Origin of the sequence: Lacticaseibacillus kribbianus (assembly GCF_020180945.1) — a bacterium.
GTDB classification, from domain to species: Bacteria; Bacillota; Bacilli; order Lactobacillales; family Lactobacillaceae; genus Lacticaseibacillus; species Lacticaseibacillus kribbianus.
In genome coordinates this window covers 1237258-1259879 of the sequence record NZ_JAIPUL010000001.1, presented here as the reverse complement: position 1 = coordinate 1259879, position 22622 = coordinate 1237258, and the positions used below count along the sequence as shown (strand labels likewise).

Genomic DNA, 22622 nt, shown 5'->3' with positions numbered 1-22622 from the left:
CTTTGGGGCTCGGCGACTTGGCGTAGCTAGCTGCTTCCCCGTTGTGCGCTGCAGCTCGACGATTTCAGAGTTGCCTGGGCCTTCACCCTAAGATCGCGACAGCGCTTGGCCGCGTATCGTTACTGGGTCCGCGGAGTTCGGCCAAACTTAAGGGGAGTCAGCGTCGCCAGCCCGCTGGCCCGGCCAGACCACTAGCCTGTGCCGGCGACTGCACTTCCAAGCTCCACGCCCGCCACGCCGCTCGGGGAAGCCGCGTGGTGGGCCGCACCTGATCCGCAATGCATTGACAAGCACTCACTGCGGCCGCCGCCTTCGCGGAGGCCGTTTACATAGACGGGGGAAACTATGCAAATCGTTCTGTTATCCGGCGGTTCCGGCCAGCGCCTTTGGCCGCTGTCCAACAATGTGCGTTCCAAGCAGTTCATCGACCTGCTGAAGAGCCCGAGTGGCGAGTACGAATCCATGGTCCAGCGGGTGTACCGCCAGATCCGCACGGTGGATCCCGAGGCGGCGGTGACGGTCGCGACGGCCAAGTCGCAGGTCTCGACGCTGCACAACCAGCTCGGCGCCTCGGTCGGCATCTCCGTTGAGCCGTGCCGGCGCGACACGTTCCCGGCGATCGTGCTGGCGGCGGCGTACCTGCGCGACGTGCGCGGGGTCGCCCCGGACGAGCCGATCGCGGTGTGCCCGGTCGATCCGTATGTCGAAGACAGCTACTTCGAAGGCGTCCGCGATCTGACCGCGCAGGCCGCCAAGGGCGAGGCCAACCTGGTGCTGATGGGCATCGAGCCGACCTACCCGAGCGAGAAGTACGGCTACATCCTGCCGACCAGCACCGAGGCGGTGGCGGATGTCGAGACGTTCAAGGAAAAACCCGACGCGGCCACGGCAGCGGCCTATATCGACCGCGGGGCGCTGTGGAACGGGGGGATCTTTGCCTTCAAGCTCGGCTATCTGCTGCAGCGCGCGCACGAGCTGATCGACTTCACCGACTACCACGACCTGTTCGCGCGCTACGCCGACCTGGACAAGATCAGCTTCGACTACGCGGTGGTCGAGCACGAACCGAAGATCCAGGTGATGCGCTACGCCGGCGAGTGGAAGGACCTCGGGACGTGGAACACGCTGACTGAGGCGATGGACGAGCCGAGTGTCGGCAAGACGATGCTGAACGATTCGTGTGCAAACGTCCATGTGATCAACGACCTCGATGTGCCGATCCTCGCGATGGGGCTGCACGATGTCGTGATCTCGGCGAGCCCGGAAGGCATCCTGGTCGCCGATAAGGAGCAGAGCAGCTACATCAAACCCTTCGTCGACCAGATCGACCAGCAGGTGATGTTCGCGGAGAAGTCCTGGGGCAGCTTCCGTGTGCTGGATGTCTCCGACGGGGGCATGACGATCAAGGTCACGCTGAATCCGGGGCACCACATGAATTACCACAGCCATGTTCACCGCGACGAGGTGTGGACGGTGCTGACGGGCACCGGCTGGACGGTGATCGACGGCGCGGTGCGCGCGGTGCGGCCGGGGGATGTCGTGCGGCTGCCGGCGGGGAGCCGGCATACGATCATCGCCGACACGGAGCTGCGCGTGATCGAGGTCCAGACCGGCGAGTCGATCAGTGCGCAGGATAAGCGCAAGTACGCGTATGATTTTGATCGCTTAGGGGAGGAACACGCATGACAGATGGGGATAAATACGCACAGTGGCTGACGCACGCCACGGCTGACGCCGCGGTGCGCGCCGAGTTGGAGGCGATGGCCGGCGACGCGGCAGCGATCCAGGACGCCTTCTACCGCGACCTGGCCTTCGGCACCGGGGGGCTGCGCGGCACGCTCGGCGCGGGCACCAACCGGATGAATGTCTACACGGTGGCCAAGGCGTCCCAAGGCCTGGCCAATTATGTGGTGGCCAACTTCGCGCCTGACGCGCGGCGGATCGCGGTCTCGCGGGACTCGCGGCATCAGTCCGACGAGTTCGCGCAGGTGGCGGCGGCGGTGTTTGCCGCCAATGGCATCCAGGTGGTGCGCTACGCCGACATCATGCCGACGCCGTGCCTGAGCTTCGCCACCCGCCAGCTGCACTGCGCGGCGGGGATCATGATCACCGCCAGCCACAACCCGGCCAAGTACAACGGCTACAAGGTCTACGGCGCGGATGGCTGCCAGATCACGACCGAGGCCGCCGCTGTGATCCTGCGCGAGATCGAGGCGCTAGATATTTTCACCGACGTGTGGCGCGGCGATTACGCCGCGGCGGTCGCCGCCGGGCAGATCACCGATATCCCGGCCAGTGTCACCGATGACTTCGTGGCCGCGGTGCGGCGGGAGTCGCTGCTGGCACCGGGGACCGCGATCGACCGCGACGTGGCGATCGTCTACTCGCCGCTCAACGGCACGGGCCTGCGCCCGGTCACGCGCACGCTGCGGGAGGCCGGGTTCACCAACCTGTTCGTCGTGCCGGAGCAGGAACAGCCGGACGGGGATTTTCCCACCTGCCCGTTCCCGAACCCGGAGATCCAAGAGGCGATGGCGCTGGGGATGCGCTACGCCAAGGCGCGCGGCGCCGACCTGCTGCTGGCCAATGACCCGGATTGTGACCGGGTCGGCACCGCGGTGCGCGACGCCAACGGCGAGTACGTGCTGCTGTCGGGCAACGAGATGGGTATGCTGCTGCTGGACTACATCTGCGCGCGCCGCACCGAGAACGGCACGATGCCGGCGGACCCGGAGCTGGTCAAGACCATCGTCACCATCGACATGGCGGACCGCATCGCCGCGCATTACGGGGTGCGCACGGTCAACCTGCTGACGGGCTTCAAGTTCATCGGCGAGGAGATCGGGCGGCTCGAGGCGGCGGGGCATGCCGACAGCTATATTTTTGGCTTCGAGGAGAGCTACGGCTACCTCAGCGGCACCTATGTCCGCGACAAGGACGGGGTCAACGCGAGCTTCCTGATCTGCGAGATGTTCGCCTACTACAAGACCCGCGGCGTCAGCCTGCTGGAGCGGCTCGACCAGCTCTACGCCGAGTATGGTTACTGCCTGAACACGCTGCACGCCTTCGAGTTCGACGGGGCGGCTGGGTTCGCGAAAATGCAGCGGATCATGCGCCAGTTCCGCGGCCCGATCGCGGCGTTCGGTGGCCAGGCCGTCACGCAGGTGCGCGATTACGCGCCTGGGCTCGACGGGCTACCTAAGGCCGACGTGCTGAAGTTCACCCTGGCCGACAACGGCTCAGTGGTGGTGCGGCCAAGCGGCACCGAGCCGAAGCTGAAGGTCTACCTGTCCGTCAGCGCGCCGACACGGGCGGCCGCGGCGGCGCGCGAGGCGGCGATCGTGGCCGACTTGCAGGCGTACTTCGCCTGATTTTCACGCCGCGGCGTCAACTGGCGCGGCAGTAATGATACAATAGTCGATAATGCATCGACGTGGGGGGCATCGAGATGAAACGATCAATCGCGTACACGCTGATCGTTGTGCTGTGCCTGGGGCTGATCGGGGCGCTGGTGGTCGTTGGCCGCCAGCGGCAGGCCCAGGCACTCAACGAGCAGACGGCCGCGTATCACCGCGGCAGCGCCAAGCACGCCAGTCAACAGGCCGGCAGTGGCGCGGCGACCGCCAAGGTGAAAAAGCCGGTGGCCGCTCAGTCAGCGGCGGCAAAAGCCAAGGCCGCACAGCTGCGCGCCGTCGGTCAGGGGCAGACGCTGAACCTGGCCGTGATGGGCGACGATATCGCCGCGGCCAAGGCAGACGGCGGCTTCCAGTACCAGCTGCGGGATTACCTGCAGACCACGCTGGGCTACACCGTTGACGTTAGCGGCAACTGGGCGACCGGCGCCACGATCGGCGGCACCGGGCTCTGGCAGGTCACCTCGATCGCGGCCAAGCAGCCGGGCCTTGTGATCGTCGAGTACGGCACCAACGAGCAGGACCAGCAGAACCGCTACTTCGCGCACACCAACACGCTGCAGATTAACCTGACCGCGCTGCTGAACGACTTGCGCGGCCGGTTGCCCAACGCCAAGCTGGTGGTCCTGACGTCTTGGCGCCAGGCGGCCGACACCGGGGCCGACTACGACACTGCGATCCGCGCGGCGGCCACGGCCGCCGGCGCCAGCGTCGTTGACCTCAGCGCACAGTGGGCCAAGGCCAGCAACTCCGCGACCGACCACTGGCCGACTAAGGCGGGCCAGCGCGCGATCGCCCAGGCGGTGATCAAGCAGGCGCTGGTGCCGATCTACGTGCCGGAAGCCCTGCGTTGAGCGGACTGGCTGGCGCTTAACGGCGCCGCCCCCGCCACTGCACGCGGGGTCAGGTCCAGCACCATCACGCACATCGAATTCGGGGAGAGTGACATCATGGACAATCAGGAGACACCGCAGCCGCAGCCAACGCCGCAGCCGCATCATCACCACCACCATCACCACCGCCGGCCCAAGCGCCGCTTCCACCCGTGGCGGTGGCTGGGCGGGGTCGTGGCGGTGGTGCTGATCGCGATCGGCGCGTATGGCTGGTACGTCTACCACAGCATCAAGACCACCACGCAGAACACCTACATCCCGCTGTCCAAGAAGAAGGCGGACGCCGCTAAGCAGGCGCTGAGCAGCCAGAAGCCGCTGAGCATCCTCCTGATGGGCACGGACACCGGCGCGTTCGGGCGCACCGAGGTCCGCGGGCGCTCGGACACGATGATCCTGGTGACGGTCAACCCGACCACCAAGGTGACCACGATGACGAGCATCCCGCGGGACACGATGGCCCAGATGATCGGCTCGACCGGCGTCAACATCCAGAAGGTCAACGCGGCCTACAGCCTCGGCGGCGCGGACATGGCGGTGGACACCGTCAGCGCGCTGTTGAACGTGCCGATCCAGCAGTACGCCGTGGTGAACATGGGCGGGCTGGAAAAAGTGGTGGACGCGGTCGGCGGGGTGAACGTGACGGTGCCGTTCGACTTCAAGAACACGGGCTACACGTTCACGAAGGGCGACATGCACCTCACCGGCGCCGCGGCCCTGGCCTATGTGCGCATGCGCTATGAGGACCCCAAGGGCGACTACGGCCGCGCCGAGCGCCAGCGCCAGGTGATCACCGCGATCCTGAAGGCGGCGCCGTCGCTGAACACGCTGGCGAACTTCAAGACGCTTTTGACCCAAGTGCAGGACAACCTGCGCACCAGCATGAGCCTGGACGACATGATCGCCATCTACCAGCACTACAAGCCGGCCGCCGCGACGGTCAAGCAGGATGTGCTGCAAGGCGTGGGCGCGTACCTGAACGGCTCGTCGTACCAGATCGCCTCGACCAAGGAGCTGCAGCGCGTCTCCGACAAGCTGCGCGGCGAGATGGGCCTGAGCAAGGCGACGCTGGAGAACGAGGAGACGAAGCAAAACGCCAACAACCCGCAGTTCGACTGGACGGCGACCAACGCGACGGGCTACACCGTCACCGGCGCTGATAAGGTCAACTAGCCACTCGCTGGCGCCGGCGGTCAGCGCGCACCAGCCGACCGCCGGCGACGCAGGGCGGCCCAAGACACGTGAGATTCGTAATTGGAGGAACCTAATGGACGACGACGTAATCAACCTGAGCCAGATCTTCGCGATCCTCAAGAAGCACCTGGCGCTGATCCTGATCATGATGGGGCTGGGCGGCATCCTGGCGACGGGGGCGACCTATTTCGTCATGACCCCGCAGTACCAGTCCAGCTCGCTGATGCTGGTCAACCAGAAGAGCACCAGCGACAGCGCGATGCAGTACAACCAGATCCAGACCGACCTGCAGATGATCAACACCTACAAGGACATCATCACCCAGAGCGTGGTGCTGAACCAGGTGAAGAAGAACCTGCACAAGAACGGCTTCGTGCCGCAGGATGACCTGGCCAGTGCGATCTCGCTGTCGAACAACGAGAACTCGCAGGTGGTCAAGGTCACCGCGACGGCCAAGGACCCGTACCTGGCGCGCGCCATCGCCAACGAGGTGGTGAAGGTGTTCCAGACCAAGATCACAACGATCATGGCCAACGCCAAGAACGTGTCGATCGTGGCGGAAGGGACGCTGGAGAAGGCGCCGGTCAGCCCGCGCCCGAAGATCAACATCGCCGTGGGCCTGCTCGCCGGGCTCGTGCTCGGCGTCCTGGTCGCCTTCATCCGCGAGCTGACGGATAAAACGGTGCGGGAGCCGGCCTTCGTTGAGGACGCGCTGGACCTGCCGCTCTTGGGCTCGATCTCCGAGATCGACACCCAGGACATGAAGCTCGGGGCCAGCCGCACCGGTCAGATCCAGGGCCGCAAGTCGCGCAGCCGGCGATAGGAGGGAACAAGATGATTTTCAGACGAAAGAACACCCTATCTAGCGAAAGCCTGCGCAACGGGGTCGCGCTGATCACCGATTACGACCCGACCAGCCGCGTCTCCGAGGAGTACCGCACGCTGCGCACGAACATCCAGTACGCCAAGGCCGACGACCCGATCCGCACCCTGGTCTTCACCTCGGCCGGGCCGAGCGAAAGCAAGTCCACCGTCTCCGGCAACGTCGCCGTCACCTTCGCGCAGGCGGGCCGCCGCACGCTGATCATCGACGCCGACATGCGCCGCCCCAGCGTCCACGCGACGTTCGGCCTGCAGAACAACGTCGGCCTGGTCGACCTGCTGACGGGGGATGAGGACAACGAGCTGCTGCAGCGCGCCTGCCAGAAGACCAGCGTCGAGAACCTCTTCGCCCTGCCGTCCGGCCCGATCCCGCCGAACCCGTCCGAGCTGCTCGCCAGCAAGCGCATGGGGCGCCTGCTGCAGGCGGTCACCGGCGCCTTCGACCTCGTGATCCTGGACGCGCCGCCGGTCCTGTCCGTGACCGACGCCCAGATCGTCGCCTCCCGCGCGGATGCGACCATCCTGGTCGCTCCGTTCGGCATCGCGCAAAAGGCGATGGTGGCAGAGGCCAAGGACCTCCTGACCAAGGTCGACGCCAACATCATCGGCGTTGTCATGACCCGCGTCCCGGAAACCGAGCGTCACACGCGCTACGGCTACTACTACGACGCCTACTACAGCAGCGACGCGAAGAAGAAGCGCTGATCGCTGCTTGCCGCTCGCCTGGCGTTCTCGATCGTGAGGACGCCGGGCGGGCGGTTTTTTCGTCACAGATCGAACGATTGCAAAAAACGTGATCGTTCGATTTTGTTCGCGGTCGAGGCCAGGGGGCGGTGTGCGTGAGGCGCGGTGACTAGGAAATGGGTGCTGCGGGTAGCGGTCACGTATTGGCGCAAGCACGAAGGTTGTGCAAAATAAAATCAGGTTACTTGACACATTTGAGCGGCAGCCGGTAAACTTACGGTGGTATGAGCAAACCTGATTTTTGGATCAGCTGATTTGTAAACCAGGTCGTTTTTTCTGAACGCTTAGTAAAGGTGGTGAAGTGTTAATGGAGTCGTTTGATGTTGTGCGTCAGTATAGTGAGCCGATGCAGGAGCAGTCGCACCAGCTGTATATGAACATTATCCGTGTGGCAGATCAGCTTAAAGCACTGATTCAAGCTGAGCCTGATGCGGCGGACAACGAGTTTAACACGCAGTATCTGCATGCCATCTATTCAAAACATGATGAAGGTAAGATCGGGAGCACTTATAGTCAACTTAGAAGACAGCTCGATAACTTGAAGGACTCCGATGATAAGCAGCAGGTCGTTCGGGCGATCTTGGGCATGACGAATCGGAACGTGCTGACGATAGAAAAAGAGCTTCGGCAGCAGCCGGTATCCGATTCACTCTTCGCACTCAATCAGTCAGATGAGATCGCGCTCAGAAAAATCGATAAGCTGGCGCCGGTCAAGTGGTCAAAACTACATGGGCCGGCCGTCAGCAAGCAGTATCGGGAGATCTCGGTCGCGTCGCCTAAAACAGACAAAGTGATTTACGCCTATGATGTGAGGTCATTATGAACCTGGATTATTCACCTCGGTATTTGGGACATGAAATCGCATCTGGCCGGTCTGAAAGCAACGTTTGGAGCGTTGCGAATACTGACTGAGCGGAGAAGTTGGTGATCGATGCACCACGAACAGACCGACCCAGGTTTCGGCTCGACGCACGACCTATTCAGTTATTCAGTTCAGGTCGCCAACTGATGGACTTCGTCCATGAGCCGACTAAACCAGTTCTTGTAAACATAGTTAGAAGCAAGATGAATCACCACACGACGGGCGTGCCAAGTAATCCTACCGGCGATGTGAAAGAGACTGAACCGTAGCGAGGAGATGGTTGAACGACGGTCTTCCGAGACAAAGAGCTGTTTAAAGAGCTGAACCAGGTTATAGGCAATACCGGTGATCAAGGCTCGTGCAGTGTTCCGTGCAAAAGTTGAGCTGTCTGTTTTGTCAAAGCCAAACCCGCATTTCAGCTCCTTAATTTGGTTCTCAGCATTGCCCCGCTGTCTATAGGTCTTGAACAAAGTCTCTGGAGCCTCGGAGGCCAGGCTGGTCACTACGAATGCGTGGTTCCAGGGAACTAGCTCATCTGCCGTATGAGTAGAACATACGATAACACGGCGAGCTTTACCCCATGACGCGGCCTGATACTTGAATTCGTGGTAGACGCATTTGCTCTCTTCATATTTTGGAGGGCAATCCACTAAGGCCGTTTCTGCCAGCTTCCCAAGCTTTGAATTTGCCTTGAGTCGAACCAAAAAGTCGACGCCATGTGTGTCGCACATCTCGTAAAATTTTGGCGCAGCAAACCCCGAATCGCCTCGAATGATGACGCTGGTGCTTTGAGGGAGCGCCGATAGGCGCGAAAAAGTTGTCTCGACGAACTTATCGGCTTCCTTGCCGGTGTACTCATTGCCAGGGCGCATCAAGGCGTCTAAGAGCAACCCGGACTCTTGATCAAATACAACCTGAGGATGATATCCATAGGCCATATAGTGAGCGTTGAAGGCGGACCGTTCTTGATTACCGAAAGTATCACAATGCGTTGAGTCTATATCCAGCACGAAGCGGGATTGACCACTAAGACGGAAAGCCAAGGCGGCTACTTGCCAGATAAGCTTCCGAAAGTCATCTAGGTCGGCGTCTTCAAGGCGCTTGAAAAACCGTGAAAGTGAGGGCTGTGAGACTAGCCGAGAGCTACCCAAGGTGGCCGCCAGTACGGGATCACGTTGCCAGTCATTGGCACTACTGTCATGTAAATACCCGGCAACGTCGAGCAACAATTTTTCCAAGAAGATGTCGATCATCGAGGCCTTCCAGAATCGTCGTTGGTCTGGTAACTTGAGGCACTGATTGGCAAGTTGCCTAAAGTTGATACGATGAAGAAACTCTTGGAACAAAACGAGCCCGGCGTCATTTGAAAGTTGACCGCCGTCGGCGGTCATAGTCACATTGGTATTGCATTGCAGGGATAAGCTGGTTAAAGTTGAGATGGTGTGAAGCCTCGCTTTCGTGATGGTTTTCATCGACTCAACCTTAGCATATAGGCGCACCCAATGGGTGAAACACCAAAGCAGCGCAGTCCCGTGTGAATCATGGGATTGCGCTGCTTTTTTGAAATTCTATGAATAATCCAGGTAAACATTGAAATGACCGCACCACCGGCACGGCGGGAGCCGCCAAAGGAGTGTTAGACAATGAAAAATTCGCAACCGGCCCTACGGATCCTGGGGGAACGGGTCCGTCACTACCGCAAGCTCAAGGGCCTCTCCCAGGCCGAGCTGGCCAACGGGATCTGCACGCAGGCCACCATCAGCCTGATCGAGAAGCGCAACAAGGTGCCCAGCATGAACATTCTGCTGCGGCTGATCGACCGGCTGGGCATCACCCTGGAGGACATCGTGGTCGAGAATCGCACGCGGGTCCAGCGTACGCTGGCCCAGGTCGACACCCTGGTGCGCCACGGCGACTTCGCCCAGGCGGACGCCAAGCTTGCGACCATCAAGAGTCCGAAGTCGCTTAGGGTGGAGGACGAGCGCCGGTACTACTACGCGATGGGGATGGTTCAGCTGTTTTTGGTTCAGAACCAGGACGAGGCGATCTACTACTTCGGGCGGGTGCTGAACCCGCTCGCCGCCACGCTCAAGGACCTGCCGGCGATCATGGCGACGCTTGGGCTGGGGCTGGCCTACGCCGAGAAGGGCACCACCGAGCGCGCCCGGGTGTACATCGACTCCGCGCTTCAGCTGCTGGAGACGATGCCGCTGGCCGAGGGGCGCTACCTCGACATCGAACTGACGATTCACTGGCACGTCGCGCGCATCTACTACGAGCTGGGCGAGGACCAGCTGGTGCTTCAGCACGTCAAGATCGGCATCGACAGCGCGGTGAAAAACGACAGCCTGTTTCTGCTCGATGAGTTCTACGCGCTGCGCGCCCGCGCCCTGGTGCGCATCGGCGACGCCGCCGCTCCGCAAGCCTACCAGATTGCCCTGGCGCTCGCCCGCGTGACGCAAAGCGCGCGGCTGATTGAGGCCCTCGAGGCCGATCCGATCAGCGCCTGAAGGAGACGAGAACGGCGTGACCCCGGTTGGGGCCACGCCGTTTTGTGTTTCGGTGTCATTGAGGGGCACGACTCGTCTTGCGGTGCTACTCGGCCAAGACGCGCTCGAGCTCCGGCACCATCTTGAGCGGGTCGGTCTTGGGCGCCACGCGGGCGACCACGTTGCCGGCCTTGTCGACCAGGAACTTGGTGAAGTTCCACTTCACGCTGGTGCCCATGGCGCCCGGCGCCGCCTGCTTGAGGTAGGCGAACAGCGGGTCGGTGTCCGGGCCGTTGACCTTCAGGAGCTCGTGCATCGGGAAGGTGACGCCCCAGGTGGTCCGGCAGGCCTCGGCCGCCGCAGTGCTTGAGTCAAGCTCCTGGTGGAACTGGTCGGACGGGAAGCCGAGGACGATCAGCCCCTGGTCCTTGTAGGTCTGGTACAGCTTCTCAAGCGACTCGAACTGCGGGGCGAAGCCGCACTTGGTGGCGGTGTTGACGATGATCATTGGCCGGCCGCGGTACTTGGCCAGCGAGTAGGTGGTGCCGTCCTCAAGCGTTGCGGTGAAATCGTAGATACTCATGGGAATCCCTCTTTCTGGGTGAACAAAAGCCAGGCCGCGGCCTGACTTGTTGAGTTATTTGACTGGCGGCTTCGGCTTTTTGGTGGAGGCCAGGGCCGGCTTGTTGTTGAGGTCGGTGCGCACAACGAGCACGTCGCAAAGGGCGTTGCGCGTGACGTACTCGGTCACGCTCCCAATCAAAAGGCGCTCGACGGCGTTCAGCCCGGTGGCGCCGATCATGATCAGATCGATGCTCTTGGCCTTGGGAATGTCACGGGCGATGATGGTCTTGGGCGCGCCGTACTCGATGCTGTACGAAACGTTCTCTAGCCCCGCCTTGTGGGCCTGGTCGATGTAGCCGTCCATGGTCTGCTTGGCGGTTTCGGTGACCTGCTCGACCATGGCGGAGTCGAAGCTGGACACGTTTTGGAAAGCGCGGGTGTCGACAATGTGAATCAAGAACAGTTCACTGTGGTTGCGCTTGGCGACTGCAACGGCCTTTTGGAAGGCCAGCTCGGACTCGTAGGACCCGTCGATCGCGACTAGAATGTGTTGGTATTGTTGTAACATGTCAATCACCTCTCTCCTTTTATTGTACTCGATTGAGGTGCGCACTGCCAGTCTCTAGCGCAGGTATTTCGGCACGCGAAGCCCCAGCAGGCCCGCGATGACGGCCGCCAGCACCAGCGCGATCAGCTGCAAGACGGTGGTCGACACGAAGGCGGCGACCAGGCTGACGAGGGCGCTGGCGCCGAACCCGACGGCAAACCCGGTCAGCTCGCGGCCAAGCGCGGCGGGCACCTCAGCGAGGTTCAGGAAGTTGGCGCGCCGGTGCGCCAGGAGGTAGTAGCCCAGCCCGAGCTGAAGGAGGGCAAAGACGATAAAAACAACGGTAATCAAGACGGTCATCCTTTCCGGTTCGATAGCCTCATTGTACACGCCGCCACGCGGTGGGGGAAGGGCGGCGGCCAGGCGTCAAGCTTCGCTCTGATCGTCGAGCTATGCGGGGTAGCGGCCACTCGTCCAGCTAAGGCAAGCGCTCGGGGCAAAGTGCGCCCAAGCACTTGCCTTACGCTGGCCGGTGGCCTAAGTGCACCCCGCTTCGCTCTGGACGTCGAGCTACGCAAGGCAACGCCGGCTCATCTAGCTAGGCTTGGCGCTCGGGCCAAAGTGCGGTCCAAGCCCCAAGCCTACGCTAGCCGGCCGGCTAAGAGCGCCTTGCTGCACTCTGGACACAAAAAAACCGGCGCGAAGCCGGCCACGGAAGGCTAAATTGATGCCGTTCTCTTTCCAAATCGTTGAAACCCGCTGTTAAGCAAGTGGGCCCAGACGACGCACACGTTAGACATTAAGTGAGATAACGTCACGGTATGCGCCACTTCCGGTCCCAAGGTCTCGAAACTGTTCGGTCAACTGATAACAGGAAAGCGCGCACATCTTAGGAATCTTCCATGCACTTATCGTAGCACTGTCCGGGCAAAATGGCAAGAATCAGCGCCTTCAAAGATTGATCTGGCGCGGTTGTAACCGCTATTGCTGCCACTGGCGAAGCTGGGCCAGCCGTTGCGCCAGCGCCGCCTCGTACTTGCCGGTCTGCTTGGGCTGGTAGTAGTGTCGCCCACGCAGCTTATCCGGCAGGTACTGCTGCTTGACGAAGCCGTTGGGGTAGTCGTGGGGAAGCTTGTAGTGAACGCCGTGACCCAGGGCCGCGGCGCCCTTGTAGTGGGCGTCGCGCAGGTCGTCGGGGATGCTGCCGGACTTGCCGGCCTGCACGTCCGCGATGGCCGCGTCGATGGCCGCGATGGCGGTGTTGCTTTTGGGCGCCAGGCACAGATCGATCACGGCGTTGGCCAGGGGGATGCGGCCTTCCGGCAGCCCCAGCCGCTCGGCGGACTGAATCGCCGTCAGGGTGCGGCTGGCCGTCTGCGGGTTGGCCAGCCCGACGTCCTCGTAGGCGATGACCAACAGGCGGCGCAGGATGGACGGCAGGTCGCCGATCACGATCAGGCGGGCTAGGTAGTGCAGCGCGGCGTCGACGTCCGAACCGCGGATCGATTTTTGGAAGGCGGAGATCAGGTCGTAGTGCGCGTCGCCGTCCGCGTCACCGGCGATGGCGCGCTGCTGCAGCGACTGGTGCATGACCGTGTCGTCCAGGGTGATGCGCCCGGCGACCTCGGGCGTCGACAGGGTGGCCAGCTCCAGCGCGTTGAGCGCGGCGCGCAGGTCGCCGTTGGTCGCCGACAGCAGGTAGTCGCGGCCGGAAGCGGTGAGGTCAACGGGGTACTTGCCCAGCCCGCGGTCGGCATCCGCCAGCGCCCGGTCGACGGCCTTGCCGATGTCCTGCGGCGTGAGGGGGAACACCTGGAAAATCTGGCTGCGCGAGCGGATCGCCGGGAGTATGCTCATGTACGGGTTCTCGGTGGTCGCGCCGATCAGCACGATGCGGCCGGATTCGAGGTGCGGCAGCAGGAAGTCCTGCTTGGTTTTGTCCAGCCGGTGAATCTCGTCGAGCAGCAGGATCACCGTGCCGGACATCTTCGCCTCCTCGGCCACAATCTGCAGGTCCTTCTTGGTGTCGGTGGCCGCGTTGAGCATCCGAAACGCGTACTTGGTCGCACCGGCGATGGCGCTTGCGATGCTGGTCTTGCCGGTGCCGGGCGGCCCGTACAGAATCATCGAGCTGAGGCGGTGGGCCGCCACCATGCGCCGGATGATCTGGTCTTGGCCGACCAGGTGCTGCTGGCCGACGACCTCGTCCAGGTTCTGGGGGCGCATGCGGTACGCCAGAGGTTGTTGCATTTTGCCACGTCCTTTCGCCTTCAGTATAGCGTACGTGGTAAAGTAAGAGAAGATGACAAGGGGGAGACCATGACGACACTAGGTGAAACCATTCAGGCACTGAAGCTGACCGCGCTGCAGGACCAGACGCAGTTCCAGCTGGTCGCGACGTTCGCGGGTCGCGTCGGCCGCACCGGCGCGTACGTGACGCAGGCGGCCAAAACGGTGCGCGTGACGACCGACGCGTTCGCGTCCGCGCGCGAGGCGACCGATCAGCTGGCGGCGCTTCTGGGCACGCTGCAGGAGCCGCAGCTGACCGGCCCCGGCACGGTGACGGTGCGCCTGACGCTGCCCGAGACGCTGTTTGGTCGGCTGTATTCGGCCATGACGTTCAGAAAGGACCCGGGCTACGTCGCGTTTCGCAACACGCTGTACAAGCAGTGGGTGGCGGAACTCGCCACCCAGGGCCAGACGCTGGCTTCCGTGCTGCGCGCGCCGACCGGCGTGCGCCTCGGGCTGGCGCAGGCGACGGCGGAGGCGGTGACCACCGTGACGGCGCTTGCGGTGGTTGACCTGCCGGCGACCGCCGATCCCGCCGGCATCGCCCCAGCGACGCTGGACTGGCTCAACACCGCGGTGTGGCAGGCGATGCAGGCGCCGCGCGGTGAGTGGCTGACGCGACTTGCCGCGCCGAAGCTGACCGCGGCCACTGCGTTACCGGCGGCGGTGGCCCGGGCGACGCGGCCGCTGCCGGGGCTCGCAGACCTTGGGGCGGACACGCAGCTCATGATGGCCGCCGCGTACGCGGCCGGCCTGCACGTGCAGGTGCTGGACCGCACCGCCGAGCTGGTGGCGCTGCGTGACGGGGCCCGCGAGCGCTTGGTGGCGCGCGGGCGGGTGACGCAGCTGAACTCGGCGGCCGCGGCGGCCACCGGCGACAGCAAGCAGGCGCAAAAAACGCTGCTGGGTGCGGCGGGCATTGCGGTGCCCCGGGCCGCGCTTTTCACCACCCTGGACGCGGCGCTTGCCGCCTTCGACGCGGGGCTGAGCGCCAAGAGCCTGGTGGTCAAGCCCAACAACGGCCACCACGGCGCGGGCGTGACCGTGTTCATGCTGCCGCCGACGCGGGAGGCCTTCGCCGCCGCGGTCACCGCGGCCAACGCCTTCGGACCGGTGCTGGTCGAGCTGTTCGTGCCGGGCAACAGCTACCGCTTCTTCGTGCTGAACGGGGCGGTGCTGGCCGTGCTCGAGTGCGAGCCGGCCGGCGTGGTCGGCGACGGCCGCCGCACCATCGAAGCACTGGCCGCCGCCCGCGGCTTGACCATCGACGACGCGGCGCGCGCCGTGCTGGCCAGCCAGGGCAAAACGCCGGCGGACGTGCCGCTGCGCGGCCACTCGGTGTTCCTGCGCTTCAACAGCAACCTGAGCACCGGCGGGCGCGGCGTGGCCGTGACCGATGAAATCGACGACGGCTACAAGCAGCTGGCCATCGCGGCGGCCCAAGCGGTGCACGCGCCGCTGGCCGGCGTCGACATCGCGATCCCCAACCTCTACCTCGCGCCGACCCCGGACCACCCTGACGCCGCGCGGGTGCTGGCGGTGACCCCGGCACCGCGGCTTGCCGTGCACGCCAACCCCGAGATGGGGGCCGGCGTCGACCTGGCCACGCCGCTGGTGGCGGCGCTGTTTGACGCGGAGTGACCCGCCGAGGCGGGTGCGGCACCGCGTCGCACTGTTTGGCAAAGAAAAAAAGTCGCCTTGGCGACTTTTTAGTGGAACAACCTGTCGAACAGGCTCGGCTTCTCCTCCGGGGCCTTGGGGGCTGAAGGCAGGCCGATGTCCGGCTTGTTGATGGCGACGCTTGCGGTGACCAGTACCGCGCAGCCGTTGGGCGTCAGGTCGGCCTGGTCGTTGTTGACTAGGCGGAAGGGGTAGTCCAGCGCGGTGGCCGCGCCCATGAACGGGGCGGTGGTGCTCGGGCCCAGCTTGCCGTTGATCAGCAGGATGTAGCCGTCCTGGCCGTTGGTTTCGGCCAGCGCCTTTTTCACCGCCGGCAGGGCGTGGGCGTCGCGCACCTGGGTGTTGGTCACGAGCAGGTAGGCCCGCTCGCGCAGGGAGCCCAGGTAGTGGCGGCGCTCGTCCGGGTTGGTCTGCGGGGTGCCCGTCATGCTCTGGGTCAGGCGGGACTGAACGTCTTCGTTGTCTGTCATGATTACCTCCATCGGCATTTACTCTTAGTTTAGCATAAGGACGTGAGAACTTGTTTGATCGCGATGATTTCGCCGTGTTCGCCGACCCGACGCTTGCCGGGCGGCTGAACCTGATTCGCACCCGGCTCGACCCCAAGTTTTCGGTGGCCGGGCCCGTGCTGGCTGCGACACTTGAGGCGGCGGGCGGACCGGCGCAGACGCTGCACCTGGCGCGCCACCTGCGCCGGCACAAGAATCCGCCGCCGGACACGTGGCTGGCGCTTTCGGCCAGCCCGCGCGGGTACAAAATGCTGCCGCACCTGGAGCTTGGGCTGTGGGACGACCGGCTGTTCCTGTGGGTCGCGCTTTTGACCGAAAGCAAGGCGCACGAGCCGGTGCCCGACCCGACACGCGTGCGCGACTTGGCACTCGCGTTGCCGGGCCCATTCGAGCTCGGCCGCGATCACACCAGCAAGGAAGTCATGCCGCTGACCGCCGCGAACTTCGACCGGGTGGCCGCGGGCTTCACCGCCACGGCCAAGGGCGAATTTTTGATCGGCCAGACCTACCGCCGAGACGGCGCGCTGTTCGCCCAGCCCGACGAGCTTTGGGCCGACATTCAGGACCGCGTGGCCGCGCTGGCGCCGCTTTACCGTGCGCTTCAGGCGTGAACTTTGCGCCCGAGTTGCGTTACAATGGTGGCAAAAGGGGTGACAAAATGACAGTGTTAACTAAGACTATCAAGCTGAACAACGATATTTTGATCCCACAGGTGGGCTTTGGCACCTGGCAGATTCCGGACGGCGACGTCGCGTACCAGGCGGTCCTGACCGCCCTGAAGACCGGCTACCGCCACATCGACACCGCGTACGTGTACGGCAACGAGAAGAGTGTCGGGCGCGCCATCAAGGATTCCGGCGTGCCCCGCAACGAGATTTTCGTGACCTCGAAGCTGCCCGCCGAGGTCAAGGACGCGCGTGAGGTGCGCGACTACTTCGATCAGACGCTGGCCAACCTCGGGCTGGACTACCTCGACCTCTACCTGATCCACGCGCCGTGGCCGTGGCGCGAGGCCGGTACCCGCTACGACAAGGAAAACACCGCCGTCTGGCAGCAGCTCGAGGAGATTTACGAGTCCGGGGCCGCGCGGGCCATCGGGGTATCCAACTTCGACGCCCACGACCTTGAGAACCTGCTGGCAACTACCACCGTGGTGCCGGCGGTCGACCAGATCCAGTACTACATCGGCTTCACGGAGCCGAAGATTTCCAGCTTCGCGGCGGCGCACGGCATCCTGATTGAGGCCTACTCGCCGCTGGCCACCGGCGGCCTGCTCGACAACCAGGACGTCGCGGCCATCGCGGCCCACTACGACGTTTCCACCTCGCAGCTGGCCCTGCGCTACGTCCTGCAAAAGGGTGCGCTGCCGCTGCCAAAGGCGACCAGCGAGGCGCACATCGTGGCCAACACCAAGCTTGACTTCACCATCTCGGATGGGGACATGGCCGCGCTGGACGCGATGCCGGACGCCGCACCGGGCAAGTCGCACAATTCGACCCAGGGCTGATTGCCACGCAACCGCCCGACGGACGCAAACATCCCCGTCAACCGAATCTCTCGGTTGACGGGGATGTTGTCGTCTACGCGCTGGTCATCAGTCCTGGTTGCGGCCGCGGTCCTGCCTGCCGTGGCCGGCGCGGTGCGCCTGCTGCAGCCAAAAGGCCATTTTCGCCTTCTGCTCCGGTGTCGCGTGCAGGTAGCGGTTGCGCAGCTGCTGGCGGCGCCGTGGGTCGACGTTGGAGTCCAGCCACTGCGCCCAGCCGACGGGCAGTTCGCTGGTGTCGGCCAGAATCTCCTGGTGCGCCTTTTGAAAGTCGCGGCGCTGCAGGGCGGTGAGGTGCTCGTACTCTTTTTGCTGGTCCTCCGGCAGGCTTTCCGCCTCGCAGAACTGCTGGCGGGCCTGGGCGCTCAACACGAACATCAGAATCGGGTAGGCGAGGTAGAAAAACATCGCCGCCTCTGGCCAAAAGTACGCGGCGACCAGGGCGACCAGGCTCCAGGCACTGAGCAGCAGGTTGTTGTCGCCGTAGATTTTGGTGTAGACCTTGCGCATCTCGGAGCGGTCGGTGTACTGCAGGTGGATGATCGACTTGGCCAGCCAGCGGAAAAGCCAGTTGACCAAAAGCTGCAGCGCGCCGTACAGCATGACGGTCCAGCGCGTGGTGTTCAGCGCCATCATCTTGGTCAGCAGCGGCATCAGCGCGAGCGGCCCGAGGAACAGCAGGTCGAGCAAAAGCAGGCGGTAGGTCACCCGGTCGATCTCGGCGAAGGCGGTGGCGTGCTGGTACCAGATGTTGGCGATGAAGAGAAATGAGATCAGGTAGATGCCCACGCTCTTGCCCAGCTGCAGGTAGCCCGACACCGAGTCGTGCAGCACCGGTGGAATGTTCATCACCATGATGGTGATGATGATGGCGATGATCGCATCCGAGAACGCGTCCAGCCGCGTTTTGAGTTTTGTCATAGTAGCCTCTTTCGTGGTGTTGCCCGTATTCTACGCGCTCAAAGCGGCGGATTGCAAGTCGCGGGCGGGGGGACGCACAAAAACGCGGGACACAAAGGCTGCGTCCCGCTAAGAGCGCCTTGCGCCGCTCTGGGTTTAGTCCAGCTTCACGAAGTCGCCCGCCGCTGCCAGCAGGTCGACGAACTCGGGCACGGTTGCGGTGCGGTTCCAGTCGCGCTGCCACTCGCAGGCCAGCTGCGCGTTGGTGATCAGGCCGGCGCCGGCCTGGCCCAGGCGCGCCAGCGCGGTGTCGTGGGCGAGGGTCGACGTGCCGCCCACGGCATCGACCACCGGGTGGACCTGGTAGCCCTCGCGCAGCGCGTCGAGCGCCGGGAAGGTCAGGCAGGCCTCGGTCCACAGGGCGGCCATCACGAGGTGCGGACGGCCGAGGTCGTGGACCGCGGCCAGGAACTCGCGGTCCTGCCACGCGTTGATGCTGGTACGGTCGAGGCTCGGCACGTCGGGCATCAGGCGGCGCAGTGCGGGGACGGTGTCTTGGTTGCGGCCGGTGGCGACGTTGACGGTGGACAGCACGATGGGCACCTCGTAGAGCCGCGCGAGGCGGATGGTCAGCGCCACGTTTTGCAAAAGCTGCGGGTGGGGCATCGACTGGATCGATTCAATCTGGGTGGGCTGGTAGTCGATCACCAGCAGAGCCGAATTTTCCGGGGTCAAAAGTGGGTCGGTGCTTGGGTCACGGCGGGGTAAGCTGGTCATGGTAACACCTCCTATACCCGCAGTGTAGACCGCGACCGAAGATTTGACCAGAAATCTGCTTACTAGCCCTGAAGCTTGCCGGAGTCGACCAGCTGGCGCACCTTGGTCTGCAGGCGCAGCAGCGTCGCGTGGGCGTCTGCCTTGAACGCGGCAACCTGGGGCGCCGGCTGAAAATCGGGCTCGGCGTATGCCACCGCGCCGGTGATGCCGATCACAGTGAGGCCGCGGTCGTCGAGCGTGACGGTCAGGTAGCCGCCCTCGAAGGCCTCGTCGCACAGCTCCTGAAGCCAGTTCTGCAGGCCGAGTCGAATCACAGTGTCGAGGCTCAGCGGGTGCGCCGAGCCGGCGGATTTTGCGGCCAGGGCCTTCGCCGCGTCAAGTGTCTGGGGAATTTCATGCATCGTTAACACCTCCGCGACCAGTATACGCGCCGGCGCCGGGCTTGGCGACATTCAACGTGTCCTTCTTGTCGGACGCCGGCAAACCGGCCAACTCAAAACGCCGCTGGGTCCCAGCGGCGTTTTGGCTGATCAATCGTAGTAGGTGACGCTGCCCAGAATCACGGGGCGGCTGGCCCCGGTGGCGCTTGGCACGTTGCTCGGCAGGTGGTGGAGGGTCTGGTTGCCCAGCACGACCATCGCCACGGCCTCCTTGGCGTCCGCGCGCTGGCCCAAGTCCTCCTGGGTGCGCACGGTCGCCTCCGGCAGGGCGGCGCGGATCGCCGCCATCAGCGTGGGGTTGTAGCCGCCACCGCCGCCGACAATCAGCTCGGTGGGGCCGATGGCGAAGGGACGCACGGCATCGGCGATGGTCTGGGCGGTCAGCGCGGTGGCCGTGGCGATCCAGTCGTCGGGGGTCAGGTGGTGTGTCGCCAACAGCTCGTCGACGTACTGCGCGCCGAACAGCTCGCGCCCGGTCGTTTTGGGTGGGCGCCGCGCGAAGTAGGGGTGGGCCAGCAGCGCATCGAGCACCGCCTGGTTGACGTGGCCCGCCGCGGCGTGCGCGCCGTTCTTGTCGTACTCCTCGTGGTAAAAGCGCCGGCATAGCTCGTCGATCACCATGTTTCCCGGGCCGGTGTCGAAGGCGGTGAGCCGATCCAGCGTCGCGTTGCGCGGAATCACGGTCGCGTTGCCGATGCCGCCGATGTTTTGGAGGATGCGGGTGCTGGTGGTGCTGCGGTACAGGACGTACTCGGAGTACGGCACAATCGGGGCGCCCTGGCCGCCGACCGCCATGTCGCGCTCCCGGAAGTTGGCGACCACGGTGGTCTGGGTCCGCTCACAGATGACGCTGGCGTTGCCCAGCTGCAGCGTCGAGGCGACCTCTCCGGCCGGCGGCTTGGGCAGGTGGTAAAGGGTTTGGCCGTGCGAGGCGACGAAGCCGAGGTCGCGCGACGCGATGCCGAACGACCGGCAGGCTTGAACGACCGCCGCGGCGAAGGCCTCACCCAGCGCGAAGTCCAGGCTGGTCAGCGCCTCGACCGTGCTCGTCTCATTAGCCAGGTTGGCCTGAATCTTGGCCCGGAGCGCCGGGTCGATCGGGTAGGTGGCGAAAAATTTCAGCGCCACCTGCGTCTCCTCCGCCGCCCCAGTGATGTCGACCAGTGCGACGTCGATGCCGTCAAGCGACGTGCCGGACATGATCCCCGCCGCTAGCATGAGGCCGCCTCCGCCACGCCGAGACGCAGCAGCGTTTTCGTCGCGGCAGGAGCGACGCGGCGAAAGTCCGACAGGTAGATTTCGCGGTGGTGGTAGCCGTCAAGCTCTCGCAGCCTCAGTCCGCGGGCGGCGGCCTCGGCCTCCAGCTTGGCGAAGGTCTCACCCTCGGTGTCGAATGGTCCGACGTGGATTGCCTGCAAGCACAGGCCGTCGTGCTGTTTGCTCAGGCGCACCGCGGCCAGCTCGGGCAGGCCCTTTTTGGCCGCTGCGGCCATTGCGGTCTGGAAAATCTCGGGCGTGGCGCGCTCCGGCTGGCGGATGCCGATCCGGTAGATCAGCTCCGTCTTGTTCAGCGCGCCCGGCTGCGGCGCGGCGGGGGTGGTCCACAGGCCCTCCAGCGGGTAGACGGTGTAATCGGCTTCTGCCTTCAGCAGGTTGCGAATCGCGTAGCTGATGGTGTACAGCGCCTGGATCTTCGCGCCAAAGGCAGGGGTGTTCGGGTCGCCGGTGCCGTCCAGCGTGACGTAGGGCGCGGCGGGAACATCAATTAGCGCGATGTCCTTGGGCAGGTACAGGTTCTTCTCGGCTTGACGCCAGACGTGCTTCATGTTTTTTCCTCCTGTGCGTGACGGTGAGAACGCTACCTCAAGTGTAGCGCAATTGGTGTCGCGATGCGAAGCAACGTGATAGCATGGACACGGGAGGGATGACGATGCGGGAATTGAGTAAAACGGCGCTGCGGCGGCAGGCCATTGATCAGGTGCTGATGCTGGTGCTGCTGTTGGGCGCGTGGCTAGGCCGCTCTTGGCTGAACGCCTGGTGGGCGCAGGGACTGGTGGCGCTGGTCTTCGTGGCGCTGGTGGTGGATGCGCTGCGGCACGGGGCGCGGAAAAAGCCGGCCGAGCCGCAGCCTCAAGCGGCGCCGACTACACCGCGGCCACGAACCGCGACCAAGCGCAGAAAACGGCGGAAGCGGTAGGGGCACGGCCTTAGTCGATCTGCTAAGCCCGTGCTTCTCCGCCCTGGTCGTCGGGTTCCGCGGGGCAACGCCGGTGCGTCTTGCTACGCCAAGTCACTCGGGCCAAAGTGCGGCCCAAGTATCCGAGCTAGGCTAGTCGATCTGCTAAGCCCGTGTTTCTCCGCCCTGGAATACAAAAAAAGCGCCGACCGCAGTCAGCGCCTACTCAGCCACCACCAAAAAACCGCGTAGCCCAGGCACAGCGCACCGTACACCACCGTGCCGAGGACCCCGAACAGGAGCCACGGCCAGTGGAAGGCGTAGCTCGACAGGTACAGCAGGAAGGCCAGAATGCCGGCCTGAATCGCCTTTTGAACCAAGGCGCGGGTGCGCTTATTCAAAGGAGGCCTCGATGTACAGCTCGCTAGCGGCCGTCACGTGACTCAGCGTGAGCCACAGCTCGGTGGGCACCGGCGGCTCGTCGGGATCGAGCTTGCTGCCCAGCCAGGCCACGAGGTTCGCCTGCTCGGTGAGAAATTCATCGGGGACGCGAAACGCGTTGAGCTGGTCGGCCGGGAAGACCTCGGCGCCGTAGGGAAAAAGCACGTTGTCGGGCAGGGCGAAGGCCACCACGTTCTGGTAGCCTTGGGCGATGTCGCGGCGGTTCTCTGGGTGTGAATGTAAATATGTTAAGACCATCTCTGCGATTTTCATGCAGCCACC

General features: G+C 64.0%; 25 protein-coding genes. 12 read left to right on the top strand and 13 right to left on the bottom strand.

Translation table 11 applies throughout. From position 1 onward, the window contains the following. Window positions 1–345 precede the first annotated feature (345 nt). From LE416_RS06085 to LE416_RS06055, 7 genes are all read left to right on the top strand, one after another. Window positions 346–1686: a sugar phosphate nucleotidyltransferase gene (locus tag LE416_RS06085; protein ID WP_225047577.1), complete on the top strand. Its 1341-nt coding sequence runs from the start codon at window positions 346–348 to the stop codon at window positions 1684–1686. After that, window positions 1683–3371, top strand: coding sequence for a phospho-sugar mutase (locus LE416_RS06080; protein ID WP_225047576.1), 1689 nt, complete (start codon window positions 1683–1685; stop codon window positions 3369–3371). Before LE416_RS06085 ends, LE416_RS06080 begins: the two co-directional genes overlap by 4 nt. A 77-nt stretch (window positions 3372–3448) precedes the next feature. Beyond that, window positions 3449–4267, top strand: coding sequence for an SGNH/GDSL hydrolase family protein (locus tag LE416_RS06075; protein WP_225047575.1), 819 nt, complete (start codon window positions 3449–3451; stop codon window positions 4265–4267). Between the two features lie 96 nt (window positions 4268–4363). Then, window positions 4364–5476 carry an LCP family glycopolymer transferase gene (locus LE416_RS06070; RefSeq protein ID WP_225047574.1) on the top strand — a complete coding sequence of 371 codons (1113 nt, stop codon included), beginning with the start codon at window positions 4364–4366 and terminating at the stop codon, window positions 5474–5476. A gap of 94 nt (window positions 5477–5570) precedes the next feature. Then, window positions 5571–6320: a YveK family protein gene (locus LE416_RS06065; RefSeq protein ID WP_225047573.1), complete on the top strand. Its 750-nt coding sequence runs from the start codon at window positions 5571–5573 to the stop codon at window positions 6318–6320. An 11-nt stretch (window positions 6321–6331) separates the two neighbouring features. Beyond that, the gene (locus LE416_RS06060) at window positions 6332–7084 is read left to right on the top strand and encodes a CpsD/CapB family tyrosine-protein kinase (protein WP_225047572.1); all 753 of its coding nucleotides are present in this window, start codon (window positions 6332–6334) and stop codon (window positions 7082–7084) included. 346 nt (window positions 7085–7430) lie between these two features. After that, window positions 7431–7946, top strand: coding sequence for a hypothetical protein (locus LE416_RS06055; protein ID WP_225047571.1), 516 nt, complete (start codon window positions 7431–7433; stop codon window positions 7944–7946). 170 nt (window positions 7947–8116) lie between these two features. On the opposite strand, the gene LE416_RS06050 is transcribed toward LE416_RS06055, so the two are convergent. Continuing rightward, window positions 8117–9457 (bottom strand): IS1380 family transposase, encoded by a 1341-nt coding sequence (locus LE416_RS06050; protein ID WP_225047570.1) that lies wholly within the window; start codon window positions 9455–9457, stop codon window positions 8117–8119. Window positions 9458–9628: 171 nt separating this feature from the next. Between LE416_RS06050 and LE416_RS06045 the strand changes: the two genes are divergently transcribed. After that, window positions 9629–10495: a helix-turn-helix transcriptional regulator gene (locus tag LE416_RS06045; protein ID WP_225047569.1), complete on the top strand. Its 867-nt coding sequence runs from the start codon at window positions 9629–9631 to the stop codon at window positions 10493–10495. A gap of 85 nt (window positions 10496–10580) precedes the next feature. On the opposite strand, the gene LE416_RS06040 is transcribed toward LE416_RS06045, so the two are convergent. The 4 genes from LE416_RS06040 to LE416_RS06025 form a co-directional block, all read right to left on the bottom strand. Next, a complete protein-coding gene (locus tag LE416_RS06040; protein WP_225047568.1) occupies window positions 10581–11057 on the bottom strand; it encodes a glutathione peroxidase in 477 nt (158 codons plus the stop codon). 54 nt (window positions 11058–11111) lie between these two features. After that, window positions 11112–11606, bottom strand: a complete 495-nt coding sequence (locus LE416_RS06035) for a universal stress protein (RefSeq protein WP_225047567.1) — start codon at window positions 11604–11606, stop codon at window positions 11112–11114. A gap of 54 nt (window positions 11607–11660) precedes the next feature. Further along, window positions 11661–11936, bottom strand: a complete 276-nt coding sequence (locus tag LE416_RS06030) for a hypothetical protein (RefSeq protein WP_225047566.1) — start codon at window positions 11934–11936, stop codon at window positions 11661–11663. 630 nt (window positions 11937–12566) lie between these two features. Next, window positions 12567–13835 (bottom strand): replication-associated recombination protein A, encoded by a 1269-nt coding sequence (locus tag LE416_RS06025; RefSeq protein WP_225047565.1) that lies wholly within the window; start codon window positions 13833–13835, stop codon window positions 12567–12569. A 69-nt stretch (window positions 13836–13904) separates the two neighbouring features. Here LE416_RS06025 and LE416_RS06020 point away from each other — a divergent pair, with 69 nt between their 5' ends. Next, window positions 13905–15515, top strand: a complete 1611-nt coding sequence (locus tag LE416_RS06020) for a hypothetical protein (RefSeq protein ID WP_225047564.1) — start codon at window positions 13905–13907, stop codon at window positions 15513–15515. Window positions 15516–15583: 68 nt separating this feature from the next. On the opposite strand, the gene LE416_RS06015 is transcribed toward LE416_RS06020, so the two are convergent. Continuing rightward, the gene (locus tag LE416_RS06015) at window positions 15584–16024 is read right to left on the bottom strand and encodes a YueI family protein (RefSeq protein ID WP_225047563.1); all 441 of its coding nucleotides are present in this window, start codon (window positions 16022–16024) and stop codon (window positions 15584–15586) included. Between the two features lie 50 nt (window positions 16025–16074). Here LE416_RS06015 and LE416_RS06010 point away from each other — a divergent pair, with 50 nt between their 5' ends. After that, entirely contained in the window at window positions 16075–16674 is a 600-nt protein-coding gene (locus LE416_RS06010) for a DUF1054 family protein (RefSeq protein ID WP_225047562.1), read from the top strand. A 47-nt stretch (window positions 16675–16721) separates the two neighbouring features. Next, complete coding sequence (locus LE416_RS06005) at window positions 16722–17570, top strand: aldo/keto reductase (protein ID WP_225047561.1); 849 nt, start codon at window positions 16722–16724, stop codon at window positions 17568–17570. 87 nt (window positions 17571–17657) lie between these two features. Here LE416_RS06005 and LE416_RS06000 read toward each other — a convergent pair whose 3' ends face one another. From LE416_RS06000 to LE416_RS05980, 5 genes are all read right to left on the bottom strand, one after another. Next, window positions 17658–18527, bottom strand: a complete 870-nt coding sequence (locus LE416_RS06000; RefSeq protein WP_225047560.1) for a TMEM175 family protein — start codon at window positions 18525–18527, stop codon at window positions 17658–17660. A gap of 135 nt (window positions 18528–18662) precedes the next feature. Beyond that, complete coding sequence (locus LE416_RS05995) at window positions 18663–19283, bottom strand: hydrolase (protein WP_225047559.1); 621 nt, start codon at window positions 19281–19283, stop codon at window positions 18663–18665. A 62-nt stretch (window positions 19284–19345) separates the two neighbouring features. Next, entirely contained in the window at window positions 19346–19684 is a 339-nt protein-coding gene (locus tag LE416_RS05990; RefSeq protein ID WP_225047558.1) for a hypothetical protein, read from the bottom strand. Window positions 19685–19813: 129 nt separating this feature from the next. After that, the gene (locus LE416_RS05985) at window positions 19814–20941 is read right to left on the bottom strand and encodes an anhydro-N-acetylmuramic acid kinase (RefSeq protein WP_225047557.1); all 1128 of its coding nucleotides are present in this window, start codon (window positions 20939–20941) and stop codon (window positions 19814–19816) included. Continuing rightward, window positions 20935–21549 carry a GyrI-like domain-containing protein gene (locus LE416_RS05980; RefSeq protein WP_225047556.1) on the bottom strand — a complete coding sequence of 205 codons (615 nt, stop codon included), beginning with the start codon at window positions 21547–21549 and terminating at the stop codon, window positions 20935–20937. The genes LE416_RS05985 and LE416_RS05980 overlap by 7 nt, the downstream gene beginning before the upstream one ends. Before the next feature lie 104 nt (window positions 21550–21653). Between LE416_RS05980 and LE416_RS05975 the strand changes: the two genes are divergently transcribed. Continuing rightward, a complete protein-coding gene (locus LE416_RS05975) occupies window positions 21654–21920 on the top strand; it encodes a hypothetical protein (RefSeq protein ID WP_225047555.1) in 267 nt (88 codons plus the stop codon). A 194-nt stretch (window positions 21921–22114) separates the two neighbouring features. Here LE416_RS05975 and LE416_RS05970 read toward each other — a convergent pair whose 3' ends face one another. Both LE416_RS05970 and LE416_RS05965 read right to left on the bottom strand, forming a co-directional pair. Further along, the gene (locus tag LE416_RS05970) at window positions 22115–22300 is read right to left on the bottom strand and encodes a hypothetical protein (RefSeq protein WP_225047554.1); all 186 of its coding nucleotides are present in this window, start codon (window positions 22298–22300) and stop codon (window positions 22115–22117) included. Then, a complete protein-coding gene (locus LE416_RS05965; RefSeq protein ID WP_225047553.1) occupies window positions 22293–22613 on the bottom strand; it encodes a hypothetical protein in 321 nt (106 codons plus the stop codon). The genes LE416_RS05970 and LE416_RS05965 overlap by 8 nt, the downstream gene beginning before the upstream one ends. Between the last annotated feature and the right edge of the window lie 9 nt (window positions 22614–22622).